The following is a 20,433-nucleotide window of genomic DNA, read 5'->3' on the forward strand; positions in this document are numbered from 1 at the left end:
TTATGTAGGTTTTTGTCGGAACTTCATCCACAAAACCCATTATATAGTAATTTTATGGCAAAATGTGATTATTTTACTAAATATTAAAACAAATCTGGTTCTTTTTACATATCAGGGCAGGGGAGGTATCCCCCCTGCCTTTTTCTACAATCTATTTCTTTAGTTGCTTCACAACTTCTTCACTAACGGCATTTTCCCCACCAATAACACGAAAGTTAGAAATATCATCCATATCAATTGCTTCCATAATATCCTCTGGTACTTCCTCTTTCTTCACAAGGAGGATTTCAGCACCCTCTTTTGCTGCAAGGACCGAACCTGCCAGTGCATCGGCAAAATTAGTCCCTGTTGCCACAATCGCATTGTTAGTTTGAGGAGTTAAATGTTTCGCAATTTCGGCTGATGTTTCGTAACGGTTCAAGCCACTATAGCGAGTCGCTTCTTCAAAGCTGTCGAAAATTTCAGTGCTGATCGCATTTTCGCCACCAACGACGATTTTTTCATCAATTTCTATTAATACTTTATTTGAGGCTTTTGACAATTTGTCTTGAGCAGATAGTACAATCGGATATCCATTCTGTGCTGCATAAGAAGCAACAGAAAGGGCATCAGCGAATTGATAGGCATTTGCCACGATCGCCTTTTCGGGATCCCCATCCAATTTAGCAGCGATATTGGCCGCTGTTTCAAATCGATCGTCACCTGAAATACGGTCTGTTTTCAAACCTAATCCTTTAAGCTGATATTGAACATACTTGGATACCGCACCTTCACCACCAAGGATGATCGCTTTCTTCGCACCTAAACGCTTGATTTCATCTTGTACTTCAGCGTTCAAACTGCCTTGCTGTGTCAATAAGATCGGTGCATCATGTTTGTATGCAAGTGGAGCTCCTGCAAGGGCATCAGGGAATTTATCGCCTCTGGCAATGACCACTGTGTCAGTGGACTCCCAGCCTTTTTTAGAAATCTCAATGGCCGTTTGGTAACGATCGTCACCAGAAATACGTTCTACCTTATTTTCAAACTGAATCTTAGCCAGGACAGGATCATGGTCACTCGCACGTCCATCTTCTTCACTAAAATCAGAGTTGATGTTGATACTATCGATCATCGTTGACTTTGCCAGATTATTCGTCACTAGAATATGATCAAGAACTTGAGAGTTCCCTTGATAAATATACGTGTAGCGTTCCTCTACAGGGAGCTTTTCCATCATATTGGTCAAGATGTCCCCTTCGAGAGTATTGATTGGAGCAGAAAATTCGAAGTCGTTAAGGTCACCAAGAACCACAACATTTGCATCTTCGACCTTTTCGTTCACATCATTCACAAAGTCATTTAGTACCTCGGCTTGTTTCAGTCGCTGTACCTCACTACCAAGCACAACCGGATGATCTGCACCGAATAAAGCTCCGTCTCCACCTTTGGAGTTAAAGTGGTTTGCTACGACGATGACTTTTTCACCGTTAAACATGAATTCAGCTGCAAGGGCTTTACGGGAATCGTCAAATGCTTCGTTTGTTGGATCGATGCGTCCCGGGTTATGAGTAAGTCCATTTTCATCAACACCCACGGAAGTCACCGCATCCCCGGCTTCTTTTTCTGTTAATTGGACACGCTCAGGGTTGTAGATGAAACCTACACGGATGTTTCCACCAGGCTGCCCGCCATCTGTTTTATCAACAGGAGCGATATCGGTGAATTCATAAGTAGGTCCGCCAGCTTCCTCAATGGCCTTGATGATTGTCTGATAGGACGCACTTGCATCTGTCGTACCATCATCTGTTGGTCCATTATTATCTTGAACCTCGACCAGGCCAATGATATCCGGCGTTTTCATATTCGAAACGATTGAATCAGCAATCTTTTCTACTTTGCTTTCTTCAATTCCAGCATAGAAGTTTTCAATATTATAAGAAGCAATCGTTAGATCTTCTTCTTCAGGAGTGATCGACGTTACTTCCTGTGCTGTTCCCCCATCAACTACTGTAGGGAAAGTTCCTGTTGGACGGATCTTAAAGTTGCTATAATCATAGCTTACGTTTCCAATAACGGAACCATCCAGCATATCACCTGTTTTCACATTGATATTCATGCCGTCCACGTCGATCAGCATGCGCTCAGGGTTATAATCTTCAGGAGATATCAATACTCCCCCTGCTCTTGTGCGAAGTTGATCTTCGCTTGTATTCACTACTACAGGAAGTTCATCATATTTTACCGGACCTGTAATCGTGGCATCAGGGATTTCAATCAGCATCCCTTCAAGACTTTCATAAAAGTCCAGGCCATCTGTTTCGGGATCGAATGAGGTCATTTCATCATCTTCAATGATTTCAGTCGGTGGTACTCGGTCTTCCCCCATCACGATAGCTGCAGGCACAGTGTTGCCTGAAGATTCTACTGTAACGGCCGATGCCGTGATTTGAGTTGTCAGAAGGTCTTTGGCATCAGCGTAGCCATCTTCTCTCCACTCTTTTACCTGACCTGCCACATTTACTTTGTCTCCGACTTTGACAGAATTGCCCTTTGCATAAACATAAATTCCTTCAGAAGTCGCCAGACTATCGTCCGGGGTCTCTTCCTGCATATAAAATGCATTGGAACCTGCCTTCGCTGTCACTATTCCTTGAACGTTAGAGACGGTCATATTTTCGTAAGGAGAGGTATGGGAATCTCCTTGAATATCATGAATGCTTAAACCATCAGCTGATTTAAGGATTTTGTAAGTAAAAGTGGAAACATCGCTTGTGTTGCCCTCTTTTACAACAACTGCTTTAACCGTTACATCAGCAGTAAGTTCGATCGGTGTTGTATATTCTGGACTGGAATCTGTCGGATCAGTTCCATCCAATGTGTAATGAATGGCTCCACCTTCAGATGCCGTTTGAAGTGTAACCTTCGTTCCTTCTACAACAGATCCTGAAGCTGGATCAGCGGTTACAGAGAAGGCTGTTTCAATGACATCTGACGTATTACGCGGGACTAGTTTATATTCGTCAAAGTTATAATCAACCACGCCACGTAGAATGTCGTACGTTTTGCCAACTTCAAGCATCGTACTATCAGTTGGTTTGATGACGAACTCCCCGGAGCTGTCTGTTGCAGTGAAATTACCGTTGCTGTCTTTTGATTCCACTGTCACATTCGTAAATTCAACAAACATTCCTTCGTGATCTTCACCATTTTCAGCTGAAAGGTCTGTAGAGATAAGAGAGGCTGGTGAAGGAACTCCCTTGTCTACTTCTGTAATTTCAACGTTAGAAGCAGTCGCTTCGATTTGCTGCATTCCATAATAATCGCTAAGTTTTCCTTCAGCTACTACTTCGTCCCCTGGCTCAGCAGTAAGACCGCTGGCACGGACGATGACACCGGCTGTTCCATCCTGGATGAATAGGTTCGTCTGTCCGCCTGCTTCAAAAGATGCTGTCGCAATACCTTGTACTTTAACAACCGTGCCTTTAGGGGCAGTGCGAGCTTCAGCGATGGTGGATAGTTCGACTGGTGTCGGTTCAGGAGCCGGTTCATCTGATAGATGTGTTCCAAGATCACTGAATACATCTTTGCCTAAATTCGTCCATTCTGCAGATGGATCAAATGCATCGGTTACATCTATATCCCCTGTCATCACGGAATCCTTACGGACGATGGAGACGTCACTTGCGAAGGAGGCTTCTGAGCCAACTTGTCCGATCGAATCAATCACAGTCCCGTTTTTCTTTAAGGTAATGGGATCATTTCCATTGAAATTGATGATGAAGCTGTCTTGAATATCCGCTTTTTCAAGGATGGCTGGATCTGCCTGTTTGTGAGCAAGCACCAAGGTTTCCCCTGCATTGAGAGTGCCTGATAAAGGAAAGGTCTTATCCGTGGTTGTTGCACCATTTGTATGTAATTCTAAGGAGTAAGTCGATAAATCAATTGCTTCACCAGTACCGTTATAAAGTTCAATTGCTTTATTGTAACTGGATCCTTCGATATATTCAGAAATGATTAAGTCCTGAAATGCCTCATCTGCAGCAGATACGTGCTGAGATAGAGGAGGCGCAAACAAGCTTAAGGCCATACTGGAGGCAACTGTTACACTTAACAATTGACGCTTCATTGTTTTTCCGTTCATTTTCTTCCCCCTGTTCGTAGTTTAGTAAAGTGGTAGATTCGCCACCATCTACCAGTATACAACAGGATTTGTCATAATAGTGTAAAAATAGGGTAAATTAACTGAAATTTGTTAACGCTTACATTACTATTAAGTAAATTCGAACTATAAAAATTGACAAAGCCCGGTTCGGGAGCGAATTAACAGCTCCCGAACCGGGCTTATGATTATTTTCTAGTTAAATGGTAATAATTCCGCTTTTACAGATAGACTCCTACCCCTGGACCAAATGGAATGCCTAATATCGCAAAAGTCAGGAGTAATACAATCCATACAGATAAGAAAGCAATCGTATAAGGAAGCATTAGTGAGATCAAGGTTCCGAGTCCCGCTTTCTTATCATACTCCTTCATAAAAGCAAGGATCACGATGATATACGGGTTCATCGGTGTGATGATGTTTGTGGATGAATCCGCAATACGATAGGCGGCTTGTACAAACGCCGGGTTATACCCAAGTGTCGCAAACATCGGGATAAAGATCGGTGCTTCCAATGCCCATTGAGCGGAGCCACTAAAGATCAATAGATTCAATAATGCTGTCAACAGGACAAATCCGATGATGGCTGCGAGCCCCGTCATATTGATCGATTCGAGGAAATTCGCTCCGCTGACCGCTACCCAAGTCCCTAGATTTGTCCAATCAAAGTAAGCGATAAATTGCGCGGCTGCAAAGATTAATACGATATAACCCCCCATGTCTTTCATGGCTTCTGTCATATACTTAGGTACGTCCCTTGACGACTGAATCTTCTTCACCGTCACCCCGTAAACAACACCGATCACGATAAAGAAGAATAGCGTGATGGGAATGATCCCGGATAAGAAGGTAGACGGAATAAGTCCCCCATCTTCATTTCTCATCGGAGAGTTCGGCCAGGCAATCGAAACGACTAACAGGACGATGAATGCTAATCCTGCCAGGGTTGCATTTCGGAGTCCTTTTCCTTCTAATAGACTTTCTTCTTCTAAGGTTTTATCTACTTTCCCTTTATATGTCCCTAAACGGGGTTCAACAATTTTTTCTGTGACAAAAGCTCCTACAGCTGTAAGAAGGACAACAGAAGCAATCATGAAGTACCAGTTATCCACCGGTGTGACCGTCACTTCAAATGCTTTGGCAGCTTCGGTTGATATCCCGGCTAGTAACGCATCGGTACCGGTAATGATAAAGTTTGCCGTAAATCCTGCCCCTACTCCGGAGAATCCGGCAGCGAGTCCCGCCAGAGGATGTCTTCCCACCGTATAGAAAATCATGGCGGCAAGTGGAGGAATGATAACGAAGGCTGCGTCTGACGCCAGGTTCCCCATGATCCCTACCATAATAACAGCGTATGTAATCAATCCTTTCGGAGCGTTCAACACCGTTTTCTTGATCGCTGTCTCAAGGAGTCCAACCTTTTCGGCCAAACCGATCCCAAGCATCATCGCTAATACCAGGCCGAGTGGAGCGAAGCCGGTAAAGTTATCGAGCATGGAGGTCAGGATGTATTGGAGACCTTCTCCGGATACGAGGCTCTTGATGGCTAACTCTTCTCCGTTTTTCGGGTGAATCACCGTCACACCCAGACTTGAAATGAACCAGGAAAACAAGATAATAAAGAAAGATAAGTACACAAACAACATGAATGGGTCAGGGAGTTTATTCCCTACCTTTTCGATTCCACCTAAAATTCGAAGATATCCCTTCTCCTTTTTAGGTGAATTCGGCTCTAAATTGGGATTTGTCATGAGGTCACTCCTTCAAATAATGTTTTAAGGAATAATTCCTTTTTACTTCCGTTAATAAGTATTTCGATATCGATTGTATAAATCCTCTTTATTTTTTAATATTTATGAGAAAATTTTAAATTTACGGATTACTGACTCGGCGAATATAAAAAATCCCCTACTCATAGATAGAGAAAGGGATTTTAAGATACAGTTATTTAAGTTGAAAGCGATATAACTTCCTTGGTCTTCCTCTTCCGCCGCTTTGTTCTTCGCCGCTGATTTCCACAATCCCGATCCGTTCCATTTCAGTGAGAATTCTGCGCCCGTTCCGTTCGGTGCTTTTCAGCCAGCGGGAAAGGTCTTGGGATGTGATTTCCGCTTTGTCGTAATGGCGGGAAAGAGAAAGGATTTTTGAGACGATGGCAGAACTGACCGAGGCCTCTTTAAAGACTTCCTTCCATTCATTGCCCAAGTTGTTGAGAGCGTATGTAATGGACTCTGACGATGGAAGAATTTCCGTTACCGTCTTGTCTTCATTGACACTTATGACGATGGAAGATTCGTGCTTTCTCGCATGTTGAAAAGCAAGACGGACATGATGCTCAGCTTCCAATACGGTCACACCAAACCCTAACCCCACACGGATATCCAGATCTGTATGTGCCTTCACTTCCTGAATCAAAGTAGTGAAAACAGACTCCTTCTCATGAAGATCGAGTTCCCCTCTTGTTGTATAAACGAAGAATAATCCGTCCCCTAATTGAACCATGGACCCATTGATCTTTTGGGCGATATCAAGAAGATTGCGTTTCAGATCCAGCTCTTGATGCTTCATTTTATAAGAAAAATGGGACTCGTCCAATGTCTGGGTCGAATAGATGACTTCGATTCCAACGATGGCAATTTGGGATTTTTGATATTTTCTCGATTGTGCCCTCTCTAATAAATACTGCAAAATCATCCGGATGGATAAATTCGTCGGTACGACTCGGTAACAAGGAATGCCTGCTTCAGTGAGTTGCTTCTGAACACTTTGAATACACGTGATCGCCGTTTCAATTTCTCCTTTTTCATAGAGTGAACGGTGATAGTCTACCAGCTCATCAGCACTCCGGTATCCTTCATATGGATAGGTTGCGATTTCCAGTTGATCAAAGGAGTGAAATTGAACCGCGGTTTCAATTTCCTCTTTTGAAATTGTATCTATACTAATTTTATTTAATAGAGTCTTTTCTTTCATTTGCGCTTCTAATAATGCTCCAAAGAAACTGGATCCATGTAAGGGCGGAAAGCTCCCTTCCTTTTCCGTGATCCATCCTTTTTCAAGCGCAAAGTAGAAGGGGGATTGTCCCGAAAAGAACCATTGATCTACTAGACCGCGGTTCTTCTCAAGAATCTCTTCTATCTCATTCACCCCGTGATAAGGAAAATTCATAAGTTCGATATTGTCAAAATGAGCGGCCACATGATTGATCCGCTGAATCGAATCATCAGGGCCGATGACACCAATTTTTATCATCAACTATCATTCACCTGCTTCTTGCCGCAATACTTCAGCTAGAATCTCGACTCCTGCATACATGTCTTCTAACGAGCTATGTTCCTTTGGATGATGGCTGATCCCTTTTTCACAGGGGATGAATACTAAAGCGGAAGGCCATTTCGCTGCCATATTCATGACATCATGCCCTGCCCCGCTGTCCATTTCAAACGTTTTGTACCCCAGCGTTTCCCCGGCTCGTTTGACTCTGGCTGTCAGCTCTTCATCTAATAGAATAGAAGGATTATCTACAAGAGTTTCTATGTTGATTGTAACATTAAATTCACCCTCTAAGCTTCGGCACTTTTCTATTATTTTATCGGCCATTGTACGCTTTAGGTCATCGTCGACGGAACGGATATCGATTCCCGCTTCTGTATGACCCGGGATGACATTCATGACGTTCGGTTTTACGTTCATCGTGCTGACGGTTGCTACAAGTGGTTTCCGGGACTGCTTTGATAGCTTTTCCGCTTCTTGAGAAACGAAGGGAATAAGTGGAGCGAGAGCCACTAGAGCGTCCGCCCGTTTCCCCATTGGAGTCGTTCCTGTGTGACCCGCCATCCCTTCGACCTTTACCTTCAAGCGGATCGGACAGGCTACACCCCGGACAATTCCGAATTGAGCGTCATGATCTTCGATTTGGGTCCCTTGTTCAATATGCAGTTCGATGAATGAGAGGATTTCCTCTTTTGATCGTTCAGCTTTTTCAATGGATGACCAGTCTAAGCCCGTTGATTCTACCGCTTCTTTAATGTTGACCCCATGGCGGTCCCTGACGCTTTCTACTGATTTATCAAGAATTCCTGCCACACTCTTACTTCCCAGGGTAGATACGCCGAAACGCGCTGACTCTTCTGAAGCAAAACAGGCCACTTCAATGGAGTGATGGGGTTCGAAACCACCGTCTTTTAATGCTTTCACGGCTCCCAGTCCACATAGGACACCGGCTGCCCCGTCATAACCTCCTCCGTTTTCAACCGTATCAAGATGAGATCCGGTCATGACAACTTGACCGGTGGCCCCTTCCCACCTGGCAAAAAGGTTTCCTGCCTGATCTCTTATAACGGATAACCCTAACGTTTCTGCAACGTCCCGAAACACATTCATGGAAGCAGTCTCTTCCTCGGAATAACCCAATCTCGTAAATCCATTGGGCTGTTCCATCGTTTCAACAAGATTTAAAGCTTCTAGAGTTGTACTTAACCATTCTTTCAACTCGTAACCTCCTCTTTGTGGTGAGATAATTTGAGAATAAGACGCGCGAAGGCATCCACAGCCACTTTTAATACTCCTTCTTCAAAATCAAATTGATGATGATGATGTCCGTTTTTCAATCCGGTTCCGAATACCATGAAGGTTGCTTTGCCCCCCTGACTTTGCACCTCATTCATCATATAAGTAACATCCTCTGATGCCTTTAAAGGTAAACCATCATGGATATCGGATATAAATGGACTTTCCTCGCCCATATCCTTTAACCACTGAATCCATTCAGGGTTACATGCTGCTTCAACCGTCTCTCCCACCACATCGATTCCGGTTTCCACCCCATAAAGGTCTCCCGATGCTTGAAGGATCCGCAGGGCTTCTTTCTGCATGTACTGATTGATGGCAGTCGTTTCCCCTCTTGTTTCCATTTCAAGGTGAGCTTCATCGGCAATGATGTTTCTGCCTGCTCCCCCTTGAAGCCTCCCGACATTGACCCTGGTCGCCCCGTCAGAATGGCGCGGGATATTGTAAAGGTGAAGAGTTGCTGCAGCAGCTGCCAATAAAGCATTCTTCCCTTTTTCAGGCTCGAGACCTGCGTGGGCCGCTTTTCCTTTATAAGTGACGTTGATTTTGGAGGAAGCGAGAAATGAATGAGTTGTAGCATACACTCGCCCAAGCTTTGTATCCCGTATGCCGATATGACCGCTTGCAAAATAATCGACATTCTCCAGCCAACCTTTTTTCACCATAGCTTTGGCTCCCCGTCCACCTTCTTCAGCTGGCTGGAAGAGAAGGGTGAACCTTCCAGAAAGCTGATCTATGTAAAGCGAGAGGAAGTTTGCCACACCCAGACCGATAGCAGCGTGACCGTCATGACCACAGGCATGCATGACCCCTTCATATTGTGAACGAAAGCCTTCTCTAGTCGGAAGGTGGTGTTGCGGATCATCCGATTCTTTGATGGGTAGAGCATCGATATCGAATCGGAATGCCATATGAGGACCAGGCTTTCCTGTATCAAATGTGGCAGCCAATCCTGTATGACCGCCTTTCATTTTGTCTATCCAGCTCTTTTCCACGCCTTCCTTTATGGCCCGTTCTTCTTGTTTGGCTAAATATTTTGGTGAGGGAATCCCGATTCGTTCGCTGGAATCCAATGCATCTTTTCCAAGGTGAATCGTGAAGCCAAGGTTGATTAATTCTTTTCCGATTAGATAAGTGGTGACATATTCAGTGAATCCAAGTTCGGGCTTCTGATGAAAGGTTCGTCTGAACGCAGTGAGTGTCGGTGATAGTTCATTGATAAAATGTTCAACAGTTCTCATCTTTCAAGACTCCTTTTTCAAGCTTTTTCAAGGTATCCAGTGCAAGTTGAGCCATCACTTCGACCCCTTTTACTAAAGCACTTTCATTTATTTTAAAACGCGGGTCATGGAGGGGATATTGGGTTTCTGTTTCCTTCACAGATGTTCCCAGCCAGTAGAAGGCACCGGGATATTCTTTAAGAAAACGAGAGAAATCCTCTCCTCCAAGAGACGGGGAAACCACTGGGGTGGAATTTTCTCCAAGAACTTTTTGTGCAGCGCCTCTCACTTCTTCTGCCCATTGTGGTGAATTGACTGTTGCAGGGTACCCATCTAAATAATCAATCGTCATTTGAGCATCGAAACTTTTTCCCACTCCTTCAATGATAGAGTGGAAACGATTCTTCACCATATCTTTCACTTCCGGTTTGAAGGTCCGGATGGTTCCCTCTAAGGATACTTCATCCGCAATGACATTATAGCGGTAACCTCCCTCGATTTTTCCGATGGTGAGGACGGCAGAATCAAGGGGATCCGTATTTCTGCTCACGATCGTTTGAAGCTGGGTAATGAGGTTGTTGGCAATAATGATGGCATCATTCGATTGATGGGGCATGCTCGCATGTCCGCCAGATCCATTAACCGTAATCTTAAAGCGGTCCGAAGCTCCCATGATTTCATGAGGCAGCACGCCGACTTCCCCGACAGGCAGATCCGGCCACACATGCTGTCCGAAAATGACATCAGGCTTATATTCATCAAATAAGCCATCGTCCATCATTTGCCGTGATCCTCCAACAGGAGCATTTTCTTCCGCCGGCTGGAAGACAAGAAGGATCGTTCCTGCCATTTCCGATTTCATCTGATTCAACACTTTCCCTGTACCCACCAGCATGGCGGTATGAGCATCGTGACCGCAGGCATGCATTTTGTTGTGAGTGCCGGATTTGTAAGAAAGGTCATTTTCCTCCTGAATTGGCAGAGCATCGATATCTGCTCTCAGTGCAACCGTGCCTCCTGGCTTTACTCCTTTAATGATGCCAAGCACTCCTGTTTTGGCATAGCCCGTTTTAAAAGGGATACCTGCTTCTGCCAATCTCACCTGAATCGTTTTCGATGTTTCAAACTCCTCACCGCTCATCTCTGGATGCTGATGAAAGTGTCTGCGTAATTCAATAACTTCCTTTTCTACTGATTGGACAAGCTGCTTTAACTTCATGAAAAATCTCCTTTTTCTGTCGAATGATTATTTAAGGAAAAGTTCCTTAATAATACCGTTAATGCATATATTCGATAAAAACTTGGAAAATCCTTTGAGATTGAAAAAAAAGAGGGACGGACCTCCGTTTTTTTGCAGAAGTCCGTCCTTATCACGTTACCCTATTCTGTCCTTGAGTTAGAGGTCCGTCCCTCTTCCCTTTTCCTTTCTCACCCATTACACTATAGGAAAATATGAAAGATAAAGGATGGTTGGATGGATCGTTTTGTTGAAAGGGTCGAACCGTATTTTTTGAGTGAGGACCCATTTGTGCAGAGGTATGCCATTGAAATGTTGGAGGATACTTATTTACCTGGAGGGGATACGTTTTTGACCGGATTGAAGGCCGTTGATCGGGGACCGGTTTCGGAATATTCTTCGCCTATTCTCCCTAATTTACTGTACTTACCTCTTAATGAAGAAGGATTGAATGAAGTAGTAAATCGTTTAGATGTCATGAGTAAAAAGGATAACAACCGACTGTCCTACATTCAATTAGTTACAAACGCCAGCACAGAATTATTAATTGCATACAGAAATAAAGTATATCAATACATAGGGGAGAAACAGTTAAAAGAAGTAGAGAAGCTTCCTTCTTTAACTATAGAAGAACTATACATGGCGTTGGCTGATGTTATGGTTTACCTGGATGAATATGAGTTTGACCAAGACTTTTATGATCATGGGAAAAGAATCATCAAGGAGCTTATAAAAAAAGGGGGCATTGAAAGCTGGGAAGTACAGAATGGACTTCAGAACATTATGGAGGAAGAGGAGTTTTTCGGATTTGAAGGGATATATGTTGTCTACATGGCAGGTGAAATGCGGGAAGAAAGTGTAGTCCCCCTATTAGTGAGTCTCTTTAAAAACGAAGAGGAAGGCGACTTTTTATTTGAGGAAATTGCAAATACCCTCGTCAAAATAGGGACGGACCTGGTCGTACAAGAAGTTGAAAAAATAGCACTCTACGGAAACACCTTTTTCTACACTTTGGATGTACTTGGAAGGATCAAAACCAAAGAAGCTGAACAAGCATTACTAAGACTGTTTGATCAAACCGAGGACCTAACCGCCAGAACAATCATAGCAGATAATCTATGTCGACATCTATCAACAGACGCGATTCCCAGGATAGAAGTTTTAATTGAAACAGGGTATGAAGATGGGCTGCTTTGCTTAGAAGAATCACTATATGTCAATTGCGTCATGAATGGCATCCAACACCCCAAACTTCCAGAGTGGAGACACTTACTGGAGGTAATGGAACTTGAAATGTTGAATGAACCAGCCGCGCTAATTCCACAACCCGTCATAAACGAAGAAAAAGTAGGACGCAATGACCCTTGCCCATGCGGCAGCGGTAAAAAATATAAGAAGTGCTGTCTATAAAATGAGGGACGGACCTCCGCATTTTGCGGAAGCCCGTCCCTATGGCTTTCTTATATTAAATATCCCGACTAGAGGTCCGTCCCTCTACTCCATCCACTCAGGCTTACCGAACCCTTTGAATTCTTCGTCGATGATTTTCTCGAATTCGTCTGCTTCGACGACTGCTTTGATGTCTTTCGCCAGTTGTGAGTCAACGTCCTTCGTATTTACAACCACTCGGTTTCGATACTGATCAGGCATGTCCTCCAGCTGAAGTGCATCAAGTAAGTCCATATCGGCAGCAAGTGCGTAGTTCCCTGGAACCGCAGATAGATCAACACTGTCAACGGCCCTTGGCAGCTGTGCTGCTTCGATTGGTTTGAATTGCAGGTTTTTCACGTTTTCTGCAATATCTTTTTCTGAAACAGTCAATGGATCTGTATCCGGCTTTAACGTGATCAGCTTAGCATCCTCCAGAATTTGAAACGCCCGTGCTGCGTTCGTCGGATCATTAGGAATGGCAATGGCACTGCCTTCTTTTATGTTTTCAATCGAATCGAATTTCTGTGAGTAGATTCCCATTGGAGCCGTTGGCACGACAATTACTTCGGATAAGTCCATGTTATGCTGCTTCGCAAAGGTTTCCATGTAGATCTTATGCTGGAAAAGGTTCGCATCCAGATCTCCCTGGGCAAGCGCGTTGTTCGGCTGGATGTAATCACTGAACTCCTTCACTTCAACCGTGTATCCTTTTTCTTCAAGACCGGGCTTGATCGCTTTTGTCACCATATCACTGTATGGTCCGGATGTCGCTCCGATCGTCACCTCTTTTTTATCTTCCGCGCTTGAACTTGCTTCGTCCCCTCCGCAAGCTGCAAGAATGCTCATTGTTACCGCTAATGCTACAAATAAAATCCACTTTTTCACTAGTTGTTCCCCCTAAAGTAGTTATCGTTTATCGACTAATCGTGCAAACACATCACCCGTATACTGGATGAGCTGAACTAAACAAATTAAAATGACGACGGTCGTGATCATCACCGTGTTGTCATAACGGTAGTATCCGAAGCGGATCGCCAGGTCCCCGACTCCGCCTCCACCGACGATCCCAGCCATGGCGGAATAGGCGACTAAACTGATCGTTGTAATCGTGATTGCCTGAATCACCGCCGGTCGTGCTTCCGGTAACAGCACGTCCTTAATGATCATCCAAGGACTTGCCCCCACTGAAACCGAAGCTTCAATGACACCTTTATCAATCTCACGCAATGACGTTTCTACCATTCTCGCAAAAAATGGAATTCCCGCAACAGAGAGTGATACGGATGCTGCCGTCGGTCCGATCGTGGTTCCGGTCAATAGTTTGGTTAATGGTAAGAGTGCTACTAATAGAATAATGAACGGAACCGACCGCACCATATTGACGGCAAATCCAACGACCTTTTTGATCAAACTATTTTGTAAAAACAAGCCTTTGTCTGTTACGAAAAGAAGAATCCCGAGCGGTAATCCCACTAAAATCGCAACTCCCAGTGAAATCCCCACCATATAGACCGTTTCAAAAAAGGCTTTATTCAATTCTGGTAAAATTGCAGTCAATGAATCAGGCAGCATTCTCAAGCACCTCCAAGCTCTGTGTCTTCAACGTGATATACCGGATCGCGGCTTCGATTTCTTCATGGGAGCCGATCAGTTCCATGATAAAAATCCCGAGTGGAACTTCCTGAATGTATTCGATCTTGCCGTGTAGGATATTGCCTCGCACCTTGTATTTCTGGAACACTTCCGATACGACGCTTTCCTCTGCGATCGATCCTTTGAATTGGATTTTGATCAGTTTTCCTTTCCTTGATTCCACGAGGTGCGGCGGTAGTTCAAATTGAAGGATTGTTTCAATGAATTGCTTCGTTAAAGGCTGCTTAGGTTCTGCAAACAGGTCGTAAACCGGCCCTTCCTCCACGATTTTCCCGTCCTGCATCACGGCCATCCGGTCACAGATTTCTTTCACCACTTCCATCTCGTGGGTGATGAGGACGATGGTCAAACCTAGTTCTTTATTAATCTTTTTCAATAGTTTCAAGATTGATTTCGTTGTATTCGGATCGAGTGCCGAGGTCGCTTCGTCGCAAAGTAAAACCGATGGGTTATTCGCAAGGGCTCTCGCAATCCCGACTCTTTGCTTTTGTCCTCCGCTGAGCTGGGCCGGGTACGCATCTGCTTTGTCCGATAGACCGACCATCTCAAGGAGCTCGACGACTCTGGGCTTGATTTTCGCTTTAGGTACACTAGCCGCTTTCAAGGCAAAAGCCAGATTGTCAAACACCGTTTTGGATTTGATCAAGTGAAAATGTTGAAAGATCATGCTCGTTTTTTGACGGGCGAGTCTTAATTGTTTGGACGTGAGTTTCGTGAAATCCTGTCCGTCAATGATGATTTCTCCTGATGTAGGGGTTTCTAATAAATTCAGGCAGCGAATGAGTGAACTCTTCCCCGCTCCACTGTATCCGACGATTCCAAAAATCTCACCCTTTTCGATTTTTACGGAAACGTTATCGACACCGACCACCGTTTGCTTTTTTGTACTGTAGGTTTTAACTAGATTTCGAATCTCGATCAATGTGCACACCCCTTTTTTCATCCAATAAAAAATGCCTCTTTCAACTGAAAGAAGCATCGCCTGTTTATCTCGACTTATCTCTCAGAATGAAATCATTCTGCAGGAATTGGCACCGTTCCAATACTGGAGGTTGCCGGACGTCGTAGGGCCTGATCCCTCGGTCACTCTGGATAATTGAAAGTATGTAATTTTCTAATTTTTTAATCTTATAGAGGATAATACTGGGTATGGGAATGGAAGTCAATAGGGAATTTTACAGTTGTTTTTATGTAAGCGTTATCTTTATTGTTGTACTAGGGAAGGTTTTTTTGTGTTGTTGGACTAGGGTTTGATCTTGGGGTGGAATATATCCACTTTTTTACAGTTAATAATATATTCCTAAAGTTGATAATAAAAGGGGGAATGTCGATAATAAAACTCCTCGCACCCTATCAATCCATGTATCTCACATCGATTTCAGTTAATATCCTGCCTTTACACCATCTCAAAGACTCAAAAACCATACATATTATCCAAAAACATTCCTTTCCACCTCCAATTGGGACTAACCTCCATTACCAATACAAAAAGGCACTACCTTCAATAGCAGCACCCCGATCATTTGTCATAACAACTCACTACAAATATTCTAATCTCTCAAACAACCAAACGAAAACTAAAACGTCCACTCCTTAATCACTGTCAACACATCCAACTCCCTCAACCGCTGCTCACAATAAGAAGAATTCATCTTCAAATAGGAATCAACATAAGCCGGATGACACATAATCTCAAGCGTCTCACCTCCATCCCTGCTGTCCAAAATCCTCTTCAATCCTTCAACCGACACTCCGTCCCCATAAAAGTCCATCGAGAACCGATCGGTTAACACATCCATTTCGCCACCCTTATCACCAAAAACATTCCGGACCGGTACCCCAAAGCGCTCTGACAATCTCTTCACCACCGGGATCAGTGGTCGAAAGCTATGAACATGATGATGACTGTCAATATGAGAAAGGGGCAGACCGAATGATAGAAATTTATCCACCTGAGCCTCCCACTCCATTTCAACCTCATCCACATTGATTTCTTTTTCTTCAAAAATCCTGCTGGTGTAACGGAAAAAGCCTCTTTCATCCTGTAGTGATGGTACCCCGGCCGAAACCGGTCTCCCGCATGTCAGTGTTAAATGGATCCCAACCTTTAATTCAGGAAAAACCTTCGCCAATTCCAACGCATGCAGAGTCCCGGGCATATTGACAAGCATCGTTGTTGAGTTGACAATTCCAAACCGGTGACTATCAACGATGCCATAGTTCACTCCCCGGCATAAACCAAAGTCATCTGCATTGACGATCACGTTCCTCATAATCCCCCATCCCCTTTTTTCTAATAGGTTCTTTCTACAAGAAAGCTCGCTTTATCTCCTCTGAAGATCGCTTTGGAAAATTCGATCACGGATCCATCCTCTACATAAGCTGTCGTTTCGATCATAAAGCAAGGTGTCCCCTCTGGTACCTCAAGCTTCCCTGCCACTCGCTCATCTGCTAAAAATAGCTCGATGGTTTCGATGGTTTTTTTAATTTTTATCTCAAACTGTGTTTCCAGGAGCTTGTAAAGAGATCTTTCACATTCGTCTTTATCAAGGCCTGGCGTCTTGTACCAGGGCAGATAGGCCACCTCATATTGCAGGGGCAGCCCGTCTGAATATCGGATCCTCTCTAACCGATTGACGGGATCTCCATTCTTCAATTCCAACGCTTTTTCCACTGTGGATTCTGCCGGGATGACATTCATGCTCAGTACCTTGATCTTAGGTTTCTTACCTTGTAATCGCAGTTGCTCTGTGTAGTTGTCGATCGTCGAGGACAGGATTTGACTGACTTTCTCTTCTGCGACAAAGGTTCCTCTTCCTTGCTCACGATACACGTAACCTTCAAGTGTCAGCTGCTGGAGCGCCGTCCGGATCGTCGTACGGCTGACATTAAACTTTTCGCAAAACTCCGCCTCTGTCGGCAGTTTTGTATTCGGCGCATATTCTTTATTTTTAATCATGTGGATGATTTCTTCTTTTACATGCGAATGCAGGGCCTTTGCTTCTTGTGTCTCTTTCATTCTGTTTCTCCCTTCCACTTTCTTCCTATATTTGTTATAACACATCCACGTGCAATTCTCTATTCCTAATCATTTTATCATAAAAATAATTTGTTATTACAATTAAATAAAAAATAGTCATAATATTTATATTTGTCATTACAATATATAGACGAGTGAAAATTTGTATGATACATTATAGAAAATAGAAATCGCTTTCAAAATGAAGGGAGCTCGACAGAATGTCATTAAAGGTGGTCATAATCGGAGGCGGATCAAGCTATACACCAGAAATTATCGAGGGGTTCATCCACCGATACAAATCTTTTCCTGTCACGGACATAACGCTTGTAGACATCGAAGCAGGGAAAGAGAAGCTTGAGATTATCGGGCAATTTGCTCGTCGAATGATCCAAAAAGCAGGTGTGCCTATTGAATTGGAATGGACCCTTAACCGCAGGGATGCCTTAATTGGCGCTGACTTTGTGACAACACAAATCAGGGTGGGCGGCCTCTCAGCCAGGGAAAAAGATGAACGGATACCGTTAAGTCATGGTGTCATCGGTCAGGAAACCAATGGAGCAGGCGGTATATTCAAGGCCTTGCGCACCATTCCGGTCCTAATGGAAATTTGTCATGACATCCAACAGATTTGTCCCCATGCATGGCTTATTAACTTTACCAACCCGGCAGGCATTGTTACGGAAGCCCTGCTTAAATACAGTACACATCATAAAGTCATCGGGGTGTGCAATATTCCTTTCAACATGAAAAACAGCGTCGCCGAGATGATGAATTGTTCTGCAAATGAAGTACAAATCGAGTTTGTAGGGATGAATCATTTTGTGTTTGGAAAAAAGGTTTGGGTCAAAGGTCAGGATGTCACCGATCAGGTTCTGCAAAAACTGATCCATCAAGAAGTGGATTACTCACCGGCCAACATCGTCTCACTCGGATGGTCGAAGGAATTTTTACAAGCTCTCGGGATGCTTCCCAATCCTTATCATCAATACTACTTCCAACGGGACTCTGTGTTGGAAAAGGACCTTCAAGCTTATAGAGAAAACGGTACACGGGCAGAGGTTGTTCGAAAAGTTGAAAAAGAACTTTTCATACAATATATGAAAGAGGAGTTAAATGAAAAACCAAAAGAACTGGAAAATCGAGGAGGTGCCTACTACAGTGATGCTGCCTGCAGCCTCATGGCGAGCATTTACAACAACTCAGGAGACATCCAAACCGTCAACACACTGAACAACGGAACCATCCCGGACCTGCCACACGACGCTGTCATCGAAGTAAACGCCGTCATTACGAGGGACGGACCTCGGCCAATCGCCACCGGCCCGCTGCCTCCATCTGTTAAAGGAATCATCCAACAGATGAAAGCTTTCGAAGAATTAGTGATACAAGCAGCACGATCTGGTGAGTACTCCGACGCCTACAGAGCCATGGTGATGAATCCGCTAGTACAGAACGAAGGGGTAGCAAGACAACTAGTCGATGAATTATTGGAAGCTCACAAAGAGTTTTTACCGCAATTCAATTAATCTAGTAAATGGGGGAAAGAGAAATGAGTAAAGTAATGGGGTTTATGGAAAGCAAGTTTATGCCTATTGCAGGAAGAATCGGGTCCCAACGACATCTCGTTGCCATCCGTGATGGATTCGTTTCGATCATGCCGCTGATCATCGTGGGATCTTTGGCTGTCTTATTAAATAATCTGCCGATTGATGCCTTTCAAAATTTTATGGTCTCTGTATTCGGCGAAAGCTGGAAATCCGTCGGGGGGAATATGTGGAATGGATCATTCGCCATCCTCGGACTGCTCGTCGCTGCATCCATCAGTTATCATTTAGCCAAGTCCTATCATATCGATGGGTTGTCAGCAGCATTAGTATCGATAGCTTCACTCATCATCCTCACACCGGTAACAGAAGACTGGGGGATTTCCTACGCCTGGACCGGAGCACAAGGGATATTCGTCGCCGTGATCACGTCCCTCCTTGTCACAGAATTATTCAAAGTGTTGATTCGCTCGAAGTTTACGATCAGTATGCCGGACGGTGTACCTGAAGGGGTAGTGAAATCATTCAAAGCTCTGATCCCGGCTACGATCATTTTGATTCTTATTGGTCTCATTCAAGCTCTCTTAACTTCTTTTGCAGAGAAAAGTATATTCGAAATCGTGTTTACGGTGGTTCAGGAACCATTGCAAGCCGTCTCAAACTCACTGCCATCAGCTATTGTTGTAGCCTTCTTAAATCATTTCCTTTGGTTCTTTGGCTTACATGGCACAAACATATTAGGTCCGATCATCGAACCGATCTACCTTCCTTTAATTGAAAAAAATCAGCAGCTGTTCGCAGATGGTATGAGTGCCTTTGACGTGCCATACATTGTGACAAAGCCCTTCTTCGATGCTTATGTGTACATGGGTGGATCCGGTACGACGATCGCCTTGATCATCGCCATCTTCCTTGTGGTGAAGACAAAGCATTACCGCACAGTCGGAAAATTGTCTGCTGCACCTGGTGTCTTCAATATAAATGAACCGGTCATCTTTGGATTGCCGATCGTGTTAAACCCGCTTATGTTTATCCCGTTTTTACTGGTCCCAGTCGTGCTCACTGTTACATCTTACCTGGCACTGAGTTTAGGAATTGTACCAAAAACCGTCGCGATTGTTCCTTGGACGACACCACCGATCATCAGTGGCTACCTTGTAACGGGGGGATCCTGGAGTGGGATTGTCCTTCAACTAGTGAACCTGACGATTGCCACACTCATGTATATCCCATTCCTGCTCGCATCGGAACGGGCCCAATTAAAGAAAACAACCGAAACGAGTGATAAAATCGCATGAATGCAAATCTGACTTTAGAAGAGATTTCTTTTCATATCATATTACATGCTGGAAACGCACGGTCTTCCGCCATGGAAGCCCTCCAAGCTGCAAAGAAGAAACAATTCGAAATAGCGGAGGAAAAAATGGCTGAAGCAGCGAAAGAAGTACATCAAGCTCACCACTATCAAACGCAATTACTACAAAAAGAAGCAAGTGGTGACACACAGAATCCTACGATTCTATTGATTCACGCCCAGGATCATCTCATGAATGCCATCACCGTTAAAGAACTGGCACAGGAAATCATCGAAATCCACCAAAACAAGTAAGGAGTGA

The 20,433-nt window shown here is 44.1% G+C and carries 15 protein-coding genes and 1 riboswitch; of the genes, 4 read left to right on the plus strand and 11 right to left on the minus strand.

Annotated features, from left to right (window positions below; genetic code table 11):
* Positions 1 to 151: 151 nt before the first annotated feature.
* The 6 genes from AAEM60_RS20730 to AAEM60_RS20755 form a co-directional block, all read right to left on the minus strand.
* Positions 152 to 4,123, minus strand: coding sequence for a cell wall-binding repeat-containing protein (locus AAEM60_RS20730; protein WP_341357013.1), 3,972 nt, complete (start codon positions 4,121 to 4,123; stop codon positions 152 to 154).
* 239 nt (positions 4,124 to 4,362) lie between these two features.
* Positions 4,363 to 5,892, minus strand: coding sequence for an AbgT family transporter (locus AAEM60_RS20735; protein ID WP_341357014.1), 1,530 nt, complete (start codon positions 5,890 to 5,892; stop codon positions 4,363 to 4,365).
* A gap of 193 nt (positions 5,893 to 6,085) precedes the next feature.
* Complete coding sequence (locus tag AAEM60_RS20740) at positions 6,086 to 7,393, minus strand: hypothetical protein (protein WP_341358030.1); 1,308 nt, start codon at positions 7,391 to 7,393, stop codon at positions 6,086 to 6,088.
* 6 nt (positions 7,394 to 7,399) lie between these two features.
* Positions 7,400 to 8,632: a M20 family metallo-hydrolase gene (locus tag AAEM60_RS20745; protein WP_299742855.1), complete on the minus strand. Its 1,233-nt coding sequence runs from the start codon at positions 8,630 to 8,632 to the stop codon at positions 7,400 to 7,402.
* The gene (locus AAEM60_RS20750; protein ID WP_341357015.1) at positions 8,629 to 9,951 is read right to left on the minus strand and encodes an amidohydrolase; all 1,323 of its coding nucleotides are present in this window, start codon (positions 9,949 to 9,951) and stop codon (positions 8,629 to 8,631) included. Before AAEM60_RS20750 ends, AAEM60_RS20745 begins: the two co-directional genes overlap by 4 nt.
* Complete coding sequence (locus tag AAEM60_RS20755) at positions 9,938 to 11,149, minus strand: M20 family metallopeptidase (protein ID WP_341357016.1); 1,212 nt, start codon at positions 11,147 to 11,149, stop codon at positions 9,938 to 9,940. Before AAEM60_RS20755 ends, AAEM60_RS20750 begins: the two co-directional genes overlap by 14 nt.
* Positions 11,150 to 11,404: 255 nt before the next feature.
* Between AAEM60_RS20755 and AAEM60_RS20760 the strand changes: the two genes are divergently transcribed.
* A complete protein-coding gene (locus AAEM60_RS20760; protein ID WP_341357017.1) occupies positions 11,405 to 12,577 on the plus strand; it encodes an SEC-C metal-binding domain-containing protein in 1,173 nt (390 codons plus the stop codon).
* Positions 12,578 to 12,661: 84 nt separating this feature from the next.
* Here AAEM60_RS20760 and AAEM60_RS20765 read toward each other — a convergent pair whose 3' ends face one another.
* The 5 genes from AAEM60_RS20765 to AAEM60_RS20785 form a co-directional block, all read right to left on the minus strand.
* Entirely contained in the window at positions 12,662 to 13,483 is an 822-nt protein-coding gene (locus tag AAEM60_RS20765; RefSeq protein ID WP_341357018.1) for a MetQ/NlpA family ABC transporter substrate-binding protein, read from the minus strand.
* A 21-nt stretch (positions 13,484 to 13,504) separates the two neighbouring features.
* Positions 13,505 to 14,170, minus strand: a complete 666-nt coding sequence (locus AAEM60_RS20770) for a methionine ABC transporter permease (protein ID WP_341357019.1) — start codon at positions 14,168 to 14,170, stop codon at positions 13,505 to 13,507.
* Positions 14,160 to 15,173, minus strand: a complete 1,014-nt coding sequence (locus tag AAEM60_RS20775; RefSeq protein ID WP_341357020.1) for a methionine ABC transporter ATP-binding protein — start codon at positions 15,171 to 15,173, stop codon at positions 14,160 to 14,162. Before AAEM60_RS20775 ends, AAEM60_RS20770 begins: the two co-directional genes overlap by 11 nt.
* A 71-nt stretch (positions 15,174 to 15,244) precedes the next feature.
* A riboswitch (SAM riboswitch) is annotated at positions 15,245 to 15,350 on the minus strand.
* Between the two features lie 478 nt (positions 15,351 to 15,828).
* Positions 15,829 to 16,524, minus strand: coding sequence for a chitin disaccharide deacetylase (gene chbG / locus AAEM60_RS20780; protein ID WP_341357021.1), 696 nt, complete (start codon positions 16,522 to 16,524; stop codon positions 15,829 to 15,831).
* Between the two features lie 20 nt (positions 16,525 to 16,544).
* Positions 16,545 to 17,270, minus strand: coding sequence for a GntR family transcriptional regulator (locus tag AAEM60_RS20785; protein WP_299742825.1), 726 nt, complete (start codon positions 17,268 to 17,270; stop codon positions 16,545 to 16,547).
* 221 nt (positions 17,271 to 17,491) lie between these two features.
* Here AAEM60_RS20785 and AAEM60_RS20790 point away from each other — a divergent pair, with 221 nt between their 5' ends.
* Genes AAEM60_RS20790 through AAEM60_RS20800 form a run of 3 tightly spaced genes read left to right on the plus strand, consistent with a single transcriptional unit; the run spans position 17,492 to position 20,426 of the window.
* The gene (locus tag AAEM60_RS20790; protein WP_299742822.1) at positions 17,492 to 18,799 is read left to right on the plus strand and encodes a 6-phospho-beta-glucosidase; all 1,308 of its coding nucleotides are present in this window, start codon (positions 17,492 to 17,494) and stop codon (positions 18,797 to 18,799) included.
* 23 nt (positions 18,800 to 18,822) lie between these two features.
* Positions 18,823 to 20,115, plus strand: coding sequence for a PTS cellobiose transporter subunit IIC (celB, locus tag AAEM60_RS20795; RefSeq protein WP_299742819.1), 1,293 nt, complete (start codon positions 18,823 to 18,825; stop codon positions 20,113 to 20,115).
* Positions 20,112 to 20,426 carry a PTS lactose/cellobiose transporter subunit IIA gene (locus AAEM60_RS20800; RefSeq protein ID WP_299742816.1) on the plus strand — a complete coding sequence of 105 codons (315 nt, stop codon included), beginning with the start codon at positions 20,112 to 20,114 and terminating at the stop codon, positions 20,424 to 20,426. The genes celB and AAEM60_RS20800 overlap by 4 nt, the downstream gene beginning before the upstream one ends.
* Positions 20,427 to 20,433: the final 7 nt, after the last annotated feature.

The sequence above is a fragment of the Rossellomorea sp. y25 genome, assembly GCF_038049935.1.
In the GTDB taxonomy this organism is placed as follows: Bacteria; Bacillota; Bacilli; order Bacillales; family Bacillaceae_B; genus Rossellomorea.